Raw genomic sequence first — 14,556 nt, 5'->3', positions numbered from 1 at the left:
CACCGGCGTGCGGTACGGCCCGCGTCTGTGAAAGCGCGACGCGAGCCGTACCTGCGCAAGCCCTAGGCCTGCTCGGTCTCGCCCTCGGCCTGCACGGTCTCGCCCTCGACACCGGCCTGAGCCTCGGCGGGAGCGGCCTCGGCCTCGGCGGCGACCTCGGCGTTGTCCTCGGCCACAGCCTCGGCGGCGACCTCGGCGTTGTCCTCGGCGGCGACCTCGGCGACCTCGGCCTCCTCGACCTTCTGCTCGCCGGCGCCCTGCTCGATGAGCTCGCGCTCCCACTCGGCCAGCGGCTCGGCGGCGGCGGGCTTCTCGTCACCGCGGGCGGCGCCGGAGCGGGCCATGAGACCGGCGGCGACACCGTCGGCGACGACCCTGGTCAGCAGGCCGACGGCGCGGATGGCGTCGTCGTTGCCGGGGATCGGGTAGTCGACCTCGTCGGGGTCGCAGTTGGTGTCGAGGATCGCGACGACCGGGATGCCGAGCTTCTTGGCCTCGGAGATCGCGATGTGCTCCTTCTTGGTGTCGACGATCCACACCGCGCTGGGCACGCGGCCCATGTCACGGATGCCGCCGAGCGTGCGCTCGAGCTTCTCCTTCTCGCGGCGGCGCATGAGGAGCTCCTTCTTGGTGAGCCCCGAGGCGGCCACGTTGTCGAAGTCGAGCTCCTCGAGCTCCTTCAGACGCTGGAGCCTCTTGTGCACGGTGGAGAAGTTGGTGAGCATGCCACCCAGCCAGCGCTGGTTGACGTACGGCATGCCGACGCGGCCGGCCTGCTCGGCGATGGCCTCCTGGGCCTGCTTCTTCGTGCCGATGAACAGGATCGTGCCGCCGTGGGCGACCGTCTCCTTGACGAAGTCGTAGGCGCGGTCGATGAACGCCAGCGACTTCTGCAGGTCGATGATGTAGATGCCGTTGCGCTCGGTGAAGATGAAGCGCTTCATCTTCGGGTTCCACCGGCGGGTCTGGTGGCCGAAGTGAACGCCGCTCTCGAGGAGCTGTCGCATGGTGACGACGGGGGCCATGTGCTGGTCCTCCAGTTTCTCGGTTGTGCGCGGCAGCCGTACGGCCTGCCGCCCTGATGCCTCGCACCCGCTCCTGCCGGACTCTCGCCCGGACCGAAGGAACGGTTCACGACGGGGCATGCGAAGTCGGCCTGTCGCTGACAGGCCACCGAAAAGCATACCTTGCAGGGAGGCCCGACCTGACCGCTCCGGCTGACGCCGCACGTCAACCGGCGTCGTGATCCTCGCCTGTCTCGGTCGGCACACCCGGCGCCGCAGTCGGCAGGCCCGGCGCGTCGGTCGGCGGACCGCTCGCGGCGCGGGCGGCGCCGTGGTCCTCCGTCGGCAGGCCCGGCGCGGGGCGGGCGGCACGCGGGAAGAGCGACAGGTGCATCTCGGCATACCGGGCGTCGTCCGGCGCGTCGGCCCTGCTGGAGGTGGAGTAAGGGCGAACGATCTCCATGATCCGCTCGCTCAGCTCCTTCATCTCCGCGGCGGTGATCAACAGGTGGGTGCGGTTGAAGAGCGTCGCCTCGCGCCACTCCTCCGGCTCGTCGGACATCGCCTCCAGGGACCGCCTGGCCTCGTTGTCCTTGTCGGCCCAGAGCGAGTCGACCAGCAGCCTCTTGGCCTCGCGGATGCCGTGCTCGTCGCCGGACTCGTAGCCGAGAGTGACGCCGCCGGGCACGACGGCCCACATCCGCTCCCTGCCGTCGCCGCTGCCGGGCGCGTCCCGCACGAACCCGTATTTCTCCAGCATGCGCAGGTGGTAGCTGGCCGCGCTCGGCGAGACGCCGACGACCTCGGCGAGCGTGGTCGCGGTCGCGGCCCTTCGCATGATCAGCTCGTTGAGCATCGACAACCTGGCCGGATGCGCCAGAGCGCGCATCGCCTTGGGGTCGCTGAGCGGCGGGCGGTCATCCTCCATCACACGACGACGATACCTGAAGGGTTGCCTTCACAAGTCTGAAGGGTTACTTTCATAGTTGTGAAGCAAACCCTTCAGAACTCCCTTCCCCTCCGCAGGCAACGCGACTACCGCCTGCTGTGGACCGCCAGGACGATCTCCATCACCGGCTCGGAGGTCTCCAGGCTGGCCGTCCCCCTCACCGCGGTCACCCTGCTGTCCGCCTCACCGGCGCAGATGGGCGTCCTGACCGCGATGGCCTCCGTGCCCGTGCTGCTGTTCGGCCTGCACGCGGGCGCGCTCGCCGACCGCCTCAGGCGGCACCGCCCGTTGATGATCGCCTGCGAGCTGGTCGCCGCGTGCGCCGCGTTCACGGTGCCCCTCGCCTGGTTCACCGGCATGCTGACCGTGCCGCTGCTGATCGCCGTCGCCCTCGTCATCGGTACGGCGGGCGTCGTGTTCAAGGCCGCGAACTTCACGCACCTGGCCGTGGTCGTCCCCGCCGCGCAGCGGACCGAGGCCATGGCGGGCTTCCAGGCCTCCTACTCCGTGGCGTCCATCGCCGGTCCGGGCCTGGCCGGACTGCTGGTCCAGGTGCTGACGGCGCCGCTGGCCGTACTGACGGAAGGGGTGTCGTTCCTGGCCTCGGCGCTGATGCTGCGCTCCATCCGCACCCCCGAGCACCATGAGCCCGGTGAGTCGCGCGGCATGTGGCGCGACGTCGTCGAGGGCCTGCGCATCAGCGTCACCAACCCCGTGCTGCGCGCCATCCTCGGCGCCGGCATCACGCTGAACTTCTTCGCCATGGCCTACATCGCCATCGCCATCCTCTACATGCTGCACGTCCTGCGGATTCCCCAGGGCATGATCGGCGCGCTCACCGCGATCACCGGCGTCGGCGGGATCATCGGCGCGTGGGCGACCACCAGGCTCGCCAGGCGCTTCGGCGAGAGCAGGCTGATGGCCTACACAATCCTGCTCTTCCCCGTCGACATCCTGACGGTCGGCCTGGTCGGCGGCCCGCTCTGGGTCAAGATCTCCATCATGGCCGCGTCCTCGCTGCTCATCGGGATGCTCGTCACGTGCTTCGCCACCTGCATGAACGTCGTCTCCATGCGCGAGGCGCCGGTCGAGGTGACGGGACGCGTCAACGCGACCATGACGTTCGCCATCCAGGGCGTCCTCGCCCTCGGCGGCCTCACGGGCGGCCTGCTCGCCGAGGTGGTCGGCCTGCGGGCGGTCATCCTGATCTGTGCCTGCGGGACCGTCCTCGCCGGGATCTGGATCTGGCGCTCACCCCTGCGTCCGCGCCGGCGCCCGCGGCCGTCGCTCGACCCCGATCCGGTGCTGACGGCCGCCCTGAAGGAGTTCTCCCTCGTCAAGATCAGGACGGGCGCGTGAGCCACTCGGGAGCGTGCTCCCCCTGGCGCGGCGGCGCCGTCCCCCACGCCGGCCGCCGCCCATCGATCCGCCCAGGCGGCAGCACATACCCGAGCCTGCCGAACGCGCTGTCCATCTCCCCTATGAGACCCGAGACATCAAGCCCCTTCGCGTCCGGCCTCCCGCCCTCACCCGTCTTCCCGCCCTCGCCCGCCTCCTTCTCGCCCGCCTGGACCCCGCCTGTCCTCCCGTCCTCGCCCGCCTCTTTCTCGCCCGCCTGGACCCCGCCTGTCCTGCGGCCCTCGCCCGCCTGTGCCCTCGCCGTCCTGCCGCCCTCGCCCGTCCGGGCCTCAGCCTCCGGCGTCCCGTCCAGGCGCAGCTCGGCCAGCCACTGCGCGGTCCTGGCCAGGCTCAGCTCCACCCGCCACGAGCCGCCTTCCTGTCGCCTCCGCATCAGCGCCGCCATGGCCCCGAACGCCGCCAGGTACCCCGTCGCATGGTCGAGCACCTGCGCCGGCAACGGCCGCGGCGGATCACCCCACGCCAGCCCCGTCGCCATCTGCACCAGACTGTCGAACCCCCGCCCTCCCTCGGCCCCATACGCGGTGATGTCCACCACCACCAGCCCCCGAACCCTCCGCGCCAGCTCGTCGACCACACCCAGCGCACCCGGCCTGACCGCCCTCACCACCACGTCGGCCTCCTCGCCCAGCCGCGCGAACGCCTCACCGTCCGGGTCGAGATGGCACGAACGCTTGCCGAACGCCGTACTGATCACCAGCCCGTCGACCTCGGGCAGCCCCGGCGTACCCACCTTGAGGACATCCGCCCCGTAAGCCGCCATCGTCCTGGCCGCCACGGGCCCCGCGATCACCCTGGTGAGGTCCAGCACCCTCGGCGCCTCCCCGCTCCGCGCCGGCCCGTCACCCACCCTGGTCACCCGCACCAGCGGCAACCCCGCGACCGCCCGCGCCCGGGGGTCCCGCCGCCACCCCTCCGGCGTCCTCAACGCCGCCGCGCACCCTCCCGCCGCCGTCACGACCCTTTCGATCTCCAGCGAGGTACGGCTCGCACACGCCAGCCGGATCTCCTCTGTCCCGAGCGCCTCGAACACGGCATCGCGATGATGATCGAAGTTGCAGTGCAGCCTGACCCACCCGTCGGCGGTCCGGTAGTCCCCCGAGAGCGGCGACCACAGGTCACTCATCTTCCCGTCGATGGTGAAAAGCCGCTCGTCCAGGAACGCGGCAAGCGCCTCCCGCACATCGACCTCGGCATCGGCGCCACACACGCCCGCCGCCGCGGCGGTCGCGGCTCCCACGGACACGGCCGCGGCCACCTCGACCGGGTACGGCGACGGCAGCCGCGAACCGTCATCGGTGACACGCAGCCTCGGCAGCCCGACACCCACCTGCTCCCCGAGACCACGAACCAGCTCTTCGACCCGCGCCCCGATCACCCGACCACCTCTCCGGCCAAACGACCCATCACCCGCCCCTCAGAGAGCATCTTCACCACCGCATTCCGTAGGGGAACCCCGGCTCCTACGCCGCCAGGATCGGCTTCCACAACCAGCCAGCCGACCACTCTCCGATTTCCACAGAACCGCGTTCACCAACGCCTGCCCCCTCATCCACCCGCGACAGTTACTCGCGTGCTCCGCCTTCCCCCCTACACCGCCGCCCATCCGGCCACTCCCCAGATGCCACGCCTGCCATCACGCCACCGCAAAGCGGTCCTGGCCACCCTCGCCCTCACCGCCCTGCTGCTATCGCCTCCCCCTCCGGCCACCGCCCTGCTCCCCACGCCCCCACCCACAAGCACCACCCAAGGCTCCCCTCCAGCTGTCGCCAGACCTCAGACGCCCTCACCACCAGCCAGCCCGCACCCGACACCGTCACCCGCGACCACCAACCAACTCCGGACGCCAACGCCCACCCGTGCCGCTCCCCTCGGGACGCGCTCACCACCAGCCAGCCCGCACCCGACACCGTCACCCGCGACCACCAACCAACTCCGGACGCCAACGCCCACCCGTGCCGCTCCCCTCGTGACGCGCTCACCACCAGCCAGCCCGCACCCGACACCGTCACCCGCGACCACCAACCAACTCCGGACGCCAACGCCTACCGGTGCCGCTCCCCTCGTGACGCGCTCACCCACAACGGCCGCCCCACCCACCTGGCGCTGGCCTCTCGACGGCCAACCGGTGGTCATCCGCCGCTTCAACCCGCCACCCGAACCCTGGCGCGCCGGCCATCGCGGCATCGACCTCGCCGCCCCACCCGGCACAACGATCCTCGCCGCAGGCCCAGGCACGGTCACCTTCGCAGGCGCCATAGCCGGTCGCGGGGTGGTCAGCATCCAACACCCAGGAGGCCTCCGAACGACCTACCTCCCCGTACAGGCCTCGGTCCGGCGCGGCCAGACGGTCGCCACCGGCGACAGAATCGGCGTCCTCGAATCCACCTCATGGCATTGCACCGCGTCCTGTCTCCACTGGGGCCTCCGCCGCGACTTCCGCTACCTGGATCCCCTACTCCTCCTCGGCTGGGGGCCCATCCGCCTCCTCCCCCACTGGCCGACGGCACCAACGTGACCCCGCGCCTCCACGGCCGCCGCGCCCCAAGCTCGGAGCCGACCGCCGCACCCCAAGCTCGGCAGCCGCCAGCCGGACCCAAAGCCCGCTGGCAGCCCACCGCATCGCGTGCTCGGCGGGATCTCAAGCTCGGACGGCCTGCCGCACCCCGAGCTCGCCGGCGACCCACCGCATCTCAAGCTCGGCAGCCGCCAGCCGGACCCAAAACTCGCTGGCAGCCCACCGCATCGCGTGCTCGGCGGGATCTCAAGCTCCGACGGCCTGCCGCACCCCAAGCTCACCGCATCGAGTGCGTGGCGGGTCTCAAGCTTGGACGGCCTGCCGCATCCCAAGGTCAGCAGTCATCCGCCGCCCCCACGCTCAGCAGCCGCCCGTCGCATCCCAAGCTCGCTGCGACCCACGGCCGCTCAAACTCGGCGGCAGCACAAGCTCGGCGGCGGCCTGCCGTAGCCCAAGCTCACCGCACGTACGCACCTCGTGCTCGGTGACACCTTGGCGTACCCAAGCTTGGCTGCGGCCTGCCGGACCTCATCGACCGTGCGCTCATCCACCACCGCCCCATGCCCGGAGCCGCCCACAAGCATGCCGTCTACCTGAGCATGGCCCGGTCTCTGGACCGGCGGCCCCACACCAGACAGATGACGGCGCAGGATCAACCACGATCTCGCCGCCTGACGCGCCCGACAAGACCCGCTGGCGTATGAGGCCCCGCCTGGTGACGCGGCCATTTGACGGCCAACGTGAGGGCCCTCGCCCGTATCCGCACGTCCGACGGGACCCACGCCAACGACTCGCCTCTCCGCTGATGTCCCAACGCCGCGAACTCGGCCCCAGGAAGCCAGCACCCGAATCCCGGACCGCTCACCCGCATCGAATCAAGCCCGTGGGTGAGCCTGCCGATATGCCGCCCGGAGTCGCTCGATCGACACGTGGGTGTAGATCTGGGTCGTGTTCAAGGAGGCATGTCCCAGCATCTCCTGAACGCTCCGCAGATCAGCCCCGCCCTCCAGAAGGTGCGTCGCCGCGGTGTGCCGCAGCCCGTGCGGCCCCATGTCCGGGGTCCCTTCGACGTTCCCCAGCCGCGCATGGACGATCCGGCGTACGGTTCCCGCGTCCAACCGCCCACCGCGTACCCCGAGGAACAGCCCGGGCCCGGTCCCCTCCCTGATCCAGCGTGGACGTCCATGCACGCACCACCGATCGACGGCCCGAAGAGCAGGCAGCCCGAACGGCACCGACCGCTCCTTACGCCCCTTGCCCAGCACGCGGATGACGTTCCGGTCCCGGTCAACGTCGTCGACGTCCAGCGCGCACAGCTCGCTCACTCTGACGCCGGTCGCGTACAGCAGCTCCAGGACCGCCTGATCCCGCAGTTCCTTGGGCTCGCTCGCCTGCGGCGCGTCCAGCACCGCCTGCGCCTGCTGCTGGTCAAGCACGGTGGGCAGTGACCGCGCCGCTTTCGCGCTGCCCAAGAGCAGTCCCGGATCATCGGGCAACCATCCCCGGCGATGCGCGAAGGCCGTGAACGTGCGCACGCATGCCGTACGCCGTGCCAGGGTCGCCCGCGACAGCCCTGCCGCGTGCTGCTCGACCAGCCACTCGCGCAACGCCGCCGTATCGAGCGCGGCCATTCCCTCGTCCAGGTGTGCGAGCAGGGCGGCCACGTCGGAGAGGTAGGCGCGAACGGTGTGGGGCGACAGGTCCCGCTCGAACCGCAGGTGCTTCTCGAAGTCCGCCAGCACCTCGTCGCCGTCCATCACGCCACCCCTCCGTCACGTGTGCCCTCTTAGATGCCCCGGCTTCCTGTGCCCTTAGGCCCCGGCGCCGCCTCGGGACCCTGGCCGAACGGACCGGGATGCCAATGCCGGGGTCGCCTGCCTGTTAGGTGCCCGCCCGCCTGTGCCTTAAGGCACCCGGTGCCGCCTCCGGGTCGCCCGCCCTCTCAGGCGCCCTGCCGGTTGTGCCCTTTGGGCGCTCGGCGCAGCCTCCAGTTCGTCTGTCCTCTTAGGTGCCCGCCCGCCTGTGTCCCTAGAGCACAGGCGGTGTAGCCTCCGGGTTCCCTGAGCAGGCAGCGTAGCCTCCGGGTCGCCTGTCTCGTTAGGTGCCCGGCCGCCTGTGCCCTTCGCTCGGCGCAGCCTCCGGTCCGCCCCGATGTCTGCCCTCGACGTCCCGACGCCGGCTATCTGACCGCGCGCGTTTCAGCCGTGCACCTAGCTCTCCCGAGAAAGCCGTCTTCAGGCCACGTCCTGGAGGTCGTGGGCTTCCGAGGCTTCGCCGTCGGCCCCTGGCCCGCTGGCAGCTCTCACGCGGTGCCGCCCATGAGCACCATCTCATGGGCAGAACGGCTGTCGACGTCGCCGGGTTGCTCCGGCGACCCGCGGTGAACGGTCATCCTGGCTGGTTTCTGCGGAGTCTCCAGCCCTTAGGAACGCGCTCCACATAACCCGCTGCGGCGAGGCCGCCGAGGCAGCTCAGGGCGGTTTGCAGGTCCACGCCCGCGGCGACCGCGATCGAGGCGGGTCCAGCGCCGCCGCGGGCGGGGACGGCGTCGAGGACGTGGCGGGTGGCCTCGCTCAGCGAGTCACGGGGTACGGCGGGCCCGCGTGCCGCCACAGCGATGTCGTCGCCGATCAACCCGACCAGCTCGATCATTTCCTCGGGTGTGGTGACGCAGACGGCGTTACGGTCGCGGATCAGCTTGTGGCAGCCCATGGACATTTCTGAGGTGATCGGGCCTGGCACCGCGGCCACATGCCTGCCAAGGGAGACGGCGTGTCCCGCCGTGTTGAGCGCGCCGCTGCGCACGGCCGCCTCGATGACGAGCGTTCCCCTGGACAGCGCGGCGATCAGGCGGTTGCGGATGAGGAAGCGAGCCCTCGTCGGGTGCACGCCGGGCGGGCATTCGCTCACCACCGCGCCGTTCTCCCTGATCGCCGCGAACAGCTCGTGGTGGCCGCTCGGGTAGCAGACGTCGGTACCGCAGGCGAGAACGGCGATGGTCGGAGCGTCACCGACGAGTGCGCCGCGGTGGGCGGCTCCGTCGATGCCGTACGCGCCGCCCGAGACGACGGTCCATCCGGCTTCGCTGAGCGCGACACCGAACTCTGCCGCGATGTGGACCCCGTACGCGGTGGCGGCCCGCGCTCCGACCACACCCACGGAACGCAGGCAGGAGAAGCGCAGGTCAGCCGAGCCGTGCACCCACAGGGCGAGCGGGCTGCTGTGGCCGAGCGCGTCAAGCTGGGTGGGCCACTCGGCCGCACCCGGGATGACCAGGCGCGCCCCGGCACGATATCCGGTCTCAAGGTCCGCGGCGGGGTCGGCGATCTCCAGTCGAGCGTGCCAGGCCTGAAAGCGGCGATGCAGTTCGGCGATGCGGCTCGGACCGTGCTCCGGGACGTTCTCCCTGGCGACGAAGCCTTCGGGCAGCGCGCCTCTACGGATGGCCTCGACCGCCGCGATGGGGCCTTGCGAGCGTACGAGACGACCCATCACGGCATCGCCGACGTCCGCGGCACGCATGAGCGCGGCTCTTGCCAGGCTCTCCTGACGATCATCGGCGGTGGCCGCAGCCTGCGGGTAGGTGTGCTGGGAACTCGACGATGGACCGGAAACGGCTGGCGATGGGACGGCCTCCGCCTCGTCCTCCGCTACTGGAGGGGTCGGGCAAGAGTGATCGCCGGAAGGGGAGGCAGCGGGTACGGCAGGCATCGCTGGGGTTCCCTCGTCAGGTGCCAGAGGGGTGAGGCACGAGTGATCCCCGAACGGGAGTGCGCCGGGTACGGCAGGCATCGCCCCTGCCCTCTCCTCCGGAGCCGAAGGAGTTGGGCACGAGCGATCGCCAGGCGCAGATGCGACGGGAACGGTTGGCGTCACCCCGGCCTCTTCCGTTGCTGGAGGGGCTGGGCATGAGCGATCACCAGGCGCAGGTGCGACGGGTCCGGCGGGCGTCACCCTGGCCTCTTCCGTTGCTGGAGGGGCTGGGCATGAGCGATCACCAGGCGCAGGTGCGACGGGTCCGGCGGGCGTCACCCTGGCCATCTCCCCCTGTGGCGAAGGGGCTGGGCATGAATGCTCCCCGAACGGGGGTGCGGCGAGTGTGGCAGGCGCCGTCTCGGCTTTCCGTGGATGCGGCACCCACCCGGGCTGGCGCGGAGGCGGGGCGGAAGCGGCAACCGGTGGACTTCCATGCTCGACGGAGGGTGCGATGGTGACCGGCCTGGGCTCAGGGGCAGACGAGGGGGCATCTCGCTCGGGCGCCTTAGGCGAGTGGCACGCCGTCGCGTCGGCTTCAGGGCGCGGCGGAACGCATGGAGTGGTGCCGGTGCCCGACGGGAGGTAGTCGGGTGTTGGAGCCCACGAGTCGATGCTCGGTAGCGCAGAAGTCGGTGGTGTGGGTGTCGGGGATGCGGGATTCGGTCGAGTGGGCGGTGTCGAGGGCGGCGGGGCTGGATTCCGTGAAGTGGGCGGGGTCAGAGGCGGCGGGGCGGGATTCGGCGGGGTGGGCAGCGTCGAGGCTGGCGGGGCGGGATTCGGTGAAGTTGGCCGGGTCAGGGGCGGGCGGGCGGGATTCGATGGGGTGGGGTTCGGTCGGGTGGGCCGGGCCAGGGCCGGCGAGGCCGGATTCGATGGGGTGGGGTTCGGCCGGGTGGGCCGGGTCAGGGGCGGCGAGGCCGGATTCGGTGGGGTGGGGTTCGGTGGGGTGGGGTTCGGTGGGGTGGGGTTCGGTGGGGTGGCTGGGGTTAGGGGCGGCTGGGCGGGATGCGATGACGCAGGTCCAAAGGGCGGGAGGGGAGACTGCGTGCGGGGCGATGGCGCAGGACTGGATGGGACGAAGGCCGACCGCGCGGGACGCGAAGGCGCGGACGCCGACCGCGCGGGACGCGAAGGCGCGGATTCCGACCGCGCGGGGCGCGAAGGCGTGGATGCCGACCGCGCGGGGCTCGGGGGCGCGGACGCCGGCTGCGCGGGGCTCGGGGGCGCGGGCTCGGATGGCGCGAGGGGGGATGGGCTCGGCGGCTGTTGGGCGGCGGGTGTGGGGACTGGCGTGGTTGGTGCCTCCTCGGCTGGCGTGGTGGTCGGGGGTGATGGCTCCAGGCCATCCCAGGTCGATGGCCTGGGGCTGATCATGTCGTTTGCTCCTATCGATGTGATGGGGGGCACCGTGAGGCGGTCACCGTTGGCGCAGTGGTGGAGCGCCTGTGCGTAATGCGGTCGCCGTTGGCGGGTGGTGAAGCGTCTGTGGTGTGAAGCGTTCGCTCTTCTACGGGCGTGGGCGGGCATGACGGCCGGCCAAACAGAGGGGCGTGGGTGTCGGCGGGTGCTCCAGCATCAGGTGCCGACGCCTAGCCACATGGCGAGGGCGGCGGAGGTTTCATCCGCTTCTGGGCGGTCTTTTCCGGCGAGGTCGGCGATCGTCCAGGCGACGCGTACGACGCGGTCGAGGCCGCGGGCGCTGAGCGAGCCGGAGTCGAGGCACGCCATCATCGGGCGCATGGCCTCGTCGGACGGGCGGTAGACGGCGTGGAGGACCGCTGCGGGGATCTCGGCGTTCGTTCGCCAGGGGGTGTCGGCCAGGCGTTTTGTGGCGCGTTCGCGGGCGAGCTTGACGCGTTCGGCGACGACCTTGCTGGTCTCGACGAACTGGCGGTCGGCCATGAGCTCGCGGCGACTGGAGCGGGCCACGGTCACCTTCATGTCGATGCGGTCGAGGAGGGGGCCTGACAGCCTGCCGAGGTAGCGGCGCCGTACGGCAGGCGAGCAGCGGCAGGACTCGCCCGCGCCGGCTGGTTGGGCGCATGGGCACGGATTGGCGGACAACACCAGCATGAACTTCGCGGGAAACGTAACGGTGCCGACCGAGCGCGACACGGTCACTCTTCCGGCTTCGAGGGGTTGGCGTAGGGAGTCGAGAACGTGCCGCGGAAACTCGGGGGCCTCATCGAGGAACAAGGCGCCTCGGTGGGCCAGGGAGACGGCGCCGGGGCGGACCACGTTGCTACCGCCGCCGACGACGGAGGCGATGCTGGCGGTGTGGTGAGGGTTCACGAACGGCGGGCGGTCGATCATTGGGCTGTCGGGTGGAAGGACACCGGCGATCGAGTGGATCGCGGTGACTTCCAGGGCATGGTCGATCTCGAGATCGGGCAGGAGGGTGGGCAGACGTTCGGCGAGGAGCGTCTTGCCGGTGCCTGGCGGGCCGACCATCCACAGGTTGTGGCCCCCGGCGGCGGCTACTTCGAGGGCACGGCGGCCCAGCGGCTGACCAACGACGTCGGAGAGGTCTATCCCGTGGTCGGGCGCCATGAGCGGACCGGCCGAGGCCGTGCCTGTGGCGTGCCTGAACGGGATGATCGTGCCGTCGATCGTCGGGCGGCCGGATGCTGTCCTGCCATGGTCGGGTGCGGCGTCGGTGCCCTGGCTTGAGGAATCGCCATGGGGCACGTCTGCGGATTCTCTGAACGCGGAAATGGGGAATGCCGCGGCCGTACCCTCTGAGCCTGACTCCGCGGGTGGGACGTAGCGAGGTGGGGCGTCGCCTCGACGCAGCCATTCCACGAGCTGGCGCAGGTCGGTGATGGGGACCACGGTGACGTCGGGGACGAGGGCGGCTTCGGCGGCGTTCGCGGCGGGGACCACGACCGTCGTGCCGCCACTGCGGGCTGCGCCGAGCACCGAGGGGAGGATCCCGCGGACGGACCGGAGCCTGCCGTCGAGGCCCAGCTCACCCAGGAAGAACGGCTCGGCGATGCGATCGGCTGGTACGGCGCCCGCCGCGCCCAGGATGGCGATGGCGATGGCCAGGTCGAACTGGCTGCCGCGCTTGGGCAGGCTGGCGGGGAAGAGGCTCACGGTGATGCGGGCGTCGGGCCAGGGGTAGTGGCTGTTGACCATGGCCGAACGGACGCGGTCACGGGCCTCGCTGAGGGCGGTGTCGGGCAGGCCGATGAGGTGGATGCCGGCCAGTCCGCTGCCGACGTCGGCTTCCACCTCGACACTGCGACCTGCGACGCCGATGAGGGCGACGCTGTGGGTGCGTGCGACTGCCATCTAGATCGCCCCCCGCACGTGGCGCAGCGCGAAGTCGTCGCCGATCCGCTCCAGCGCGATGACGTCGACGCGGACGGTGTCGAAGCGGCGGGGCTGGGCGGCGAGCCACCTGGCGGCGAGCCTGCGCAGGCGGGCCAGTTTGGCGGGGCGTACGGCTTCGAGCGCGGTGCCGTGGCTGCGGCCTGATCTGGTTTTGACTTCTACGACGACGAGGTGCGCGCCGTCTTCCGCTATGACGTCGATCTCGCCGTGGCGGCAGCGCCAGTTTCGGTCGAGGATCTGCATGCCCTCGGCACACAGGTAGTCGACGGCGACCTGCTCGCCTTGTTTGCCCAGCTCGTCTTTGGATGACATGGGACCACCTCCGGGGCTGACCCTTCCGGAGCGGTGGTGGGGTGGAGGGGGGCGAACGGGGTTCTGTGGATAGGGGGAGGTGGGGGTTGAGCAGCTGTGGATAACCGGGGAGCGCCGGCGATGGACTAGGGATCGGGGAGTCCGGCGGCGATGGGTGCCTGGAGGCGACTCGGGGCGGACCCCAACGTCATGGCGAAGAGGAACGGCTGGTATCGAGGCATCCCAGGGATAGACGTCCGCGCCAGGTATCCGGGAGCAACGACGCGCCAGGTGAGATTAGGGCTGGCCTCGCGGCGCAGGCGCAGGTCGCGGGCCGCGTTCACCCCGGGCGGAGCGCGGCGGCCGCTGGGCCGACCTGATCAGCCCGCGTTCACCGCGGGCGAGCGCGTTGGCCGCTGGGCCGACCTGATCAGTTCTGCGAGCAGCGCTCGGCGGCGGTTTCCGGTTCCTGGATCGCGTTCACCGTGGCCAGGGTGCGCTTGTAGCCGACCGGGTTCATCGGTGGCAGGGCGGAGGCGAGGCTCGTCAGCAGCGCGTCGCGGGAGGCGCAGAGGCGGGTGTCGAGGCGGAGGCAGCCGGTGGTGGCCAGGACCCCGGCCCGGCGCTCGCCGAGGCCTGGCGCGCGTCCACGTCCTACCGGGCGAGCTGCCAGGACAGCGTGTCGCTCAGCCCCGCCGGGCCAGGCGCGCATCCACGTCATACCGGGCGTGCCGCCAGGACAGCGTGTCGCTCAGCCCCGCCGTCTTGGTCGACTCGGTGTTGAAGCCCGTCGACGCCAGGCTCATCTCCATCGTCGCCTGAGAACCCCCGACCCGGCGCGACCAGGGCGTGCGCCTTCTCTGACCGGGCGCAAGGAGAGACGCGCACCCGCCCTGATCGGAATCGCCTGATGTCGAACCGGCAGGCGTTCTGGTGAGGGTACGGCCGGTCGGCCCCTACCCCGAGAAGCCCTCCTTCGGCATCTCCAGGTCCGGCTTGGCCAGTTCTTCGACGTTGACGTCCTTGAACGTCACCACTCGCACATTCTTAACAAACCGCGCCGGCCGGTACATATCCCAAACCCAAGCATCCTGCATCTTCACGTCGAAGAACACGTCCCCGTTCTCCGCCGTCCGCACGTCGAGATCCACCGAGTTCGTCAGATAGAACCGGCGCTCGGTCTCGACGACATACGTGAACAGCCCGACCACATCACGGTATTCGCGGTAAAGCTGCAGCTCCATCTCGGTTTCGTACTTCTCGAGATCCTCTGCGCTCATCCC

The 14,556-nt window shown here is 70.8% G+C and carries 11 protein-coding genes; 2 read left to right on the top strand and 9 right to left on the bottom strand.

What is annotated here, in order from left to right; all coding sequences use genetic code 11:
• Window positions 1–62 precede the first annotated feature (62 nt).
• Complete coding sequence (gene rpsB, locus ACFXJ8_RS17430; RefSeq protein ID WP_379644908.1) at window positions 63–1,025, bottom strand: 30S ribosomal protein S2; 963 nt, start codon at window positions 1,023–1,025, stop codon at window positions 63–65.
• A gap of 205 nt (window positions 1,026–1,230) precedes the next feature.
• On the bottom strand, window positions 1,231–1,932 hold the full coding sequence (locus ACFXJ8_RS17425; RefSeq protein ID WP_379644970.1) for an ArsR/SmtB family transcription factor: 702 nt from the start codon (window positions 1,930–1,932) through the stop codon (window positions 1,231–1,233).
• A gap of 60 nt (window positions 1,933–1,992) precedes the next feature.
• On the opposite strand from ACFXJ8_RS17425, the gene ACFXJ8_RS17420 reads away from it, so the two are divergent.
• Window positions 1,993–3,312, top strand: a complete 1,320-nt coding sequence (locus ACFXJ8_RS17420) for an MFS transporter (RefSeq protein ID WP_379644907.1) — start codon at window positions 1,993–1,995, stop codon at window positions 3,310–3,312.
• Here the strand turns inward: ACFXJ8_RS17420 and ACFXJ8_RS17415 are convergent.
• Window positions 3,296–4,750 carry a CoA transferase gene (locus tag ACFXJ8_RS17415; RefSeq protein ID WP_379644906.1) on the bottom strand — a complete coding sequence of 485 codons (1,455 nt, stop codon included), beginning with the start codon at window positions 4,748–4,750 and terminating at the stop codon, window positions 3,296–3,298. The two genes, ACFXJ8_RS17420 and ACFXJ8_RS17415, sit on opposite strands and share 17 nt — an antisense overlap.
• A gap of 243 nt (window positions 4,751–4,993) precedes the next feature.
• Here ACFXJ8_RS17415 and ACFXJ8_RS17410 point away from each other — a divergent pair, with 243 nt between their 5' ends.
• Window positions 4,994–5,890, top strand: coding sequence for a peptidoglycan DD-metalloendopeptidase family protein (locus tag ACFXJ8_RS17410; RefSeq protein ID WP_379644969.1), 897 nt, complete (start codon window positions 4,994–4,996; stop codon window positions 5,888–5,890).
• An 875-nt stretch (window positions 5,891–6,765) separates the two neighbouring features.
• Here the strand turns inward: ACFXJ8_RS17410 and ACFXJ8_RS17405 are convergent.
• The 6 genes from ACFXJ8_RS17405 to ACFXJ8_RS17380 all read right to left on the bottom strand — a co-directional run bounded on the left by ACFXJ8_RS17405 (window position 6,766) and on the right by ACFXJ8_RS17380 (window position 14,553).
• Window positions 6,766–7,647: a tyrosine recombinase XerC gene (locus tag ACFXJ8_RS17405; protein WP_379644905.1), complete on the bottom strand. Its 882-nt coding sequence runs from the start codon at window positions 7,645–7,647 to the stop codon at window positions 6,766–6,768.
• Between the two features lie 631 nt (window positions 7,648–8,278).
• Window positions 8,279–9,412 (bottom strand): DNA-processing protein DprA, encoded by a 1,134-nt coding sequence (dprA, locus tag ACFXJ8_RS17400; RefSeq protein ID WP_379644904.1) that lies wholly within the window; start codon window positions 9,410–9,412, stop codon window positions 8,279–8,281.
• Window positions 9,413–11,221: 1,809 nt separating this feature from the next.
• Entirely contained in the window at window positions 11,222–12,940 is a 1,719-nt protein-coding gene (locus tag ACFXJ8_RS17395) for a YifB family Mg chelatase-like AAA ATPase (RefSeq protein WP_379644903.1), read from the bottom strand.
• On the bottom strand, window positions 12,941–13,294 hold the full coding sequence (locus ACFXJ8_RS17390; RefSeq protein ID WP_379644902.1) for a YraN family protein: 354 nt from the start codon (window positions 13,292–13,294) through the stop codon (window positions 12,941–12,943).
• Window positions 13,295–13,703: 409 nt separating this feature from the next.
• A complete protein-coding gene (locus ACFXJ8_RS17385; protein WP_379644901.1) occupies window positions 13,704–13,985 on the bottom strand; it encodes a hypothetical protein in 282 nt (93 codons plus the stop codon).
• Between the two features lie 244 nt (window positions 13,986–14,229).
• Window positions 14,230–14,553 (bottom strand): DUF2469 domain-containing protein, encoded by a 324-nt coding sequence (locus tag ACFXJ8_RS17380; protein ID WP_067184127.1) that lies wholly within the window; start codon window positions 14,551–14,553, stop codon window positions 14,230–14,232.
• Window positions 14,554–14,556 lie beyond the last annotated feature (3 nt).

The organism is Nonomuraea sp. NPDC059194, assembly GCF_042754765.1.
Classification (GTDB): domain Bacteria; phylum Actinomycetota; class Actinomycetes; order Streptosporangiales; family Streptosporangiaceae; genus Nonomuraea.
This window is presented reverse-complemented; position numbering and strand designations above follow the sequence as displayed.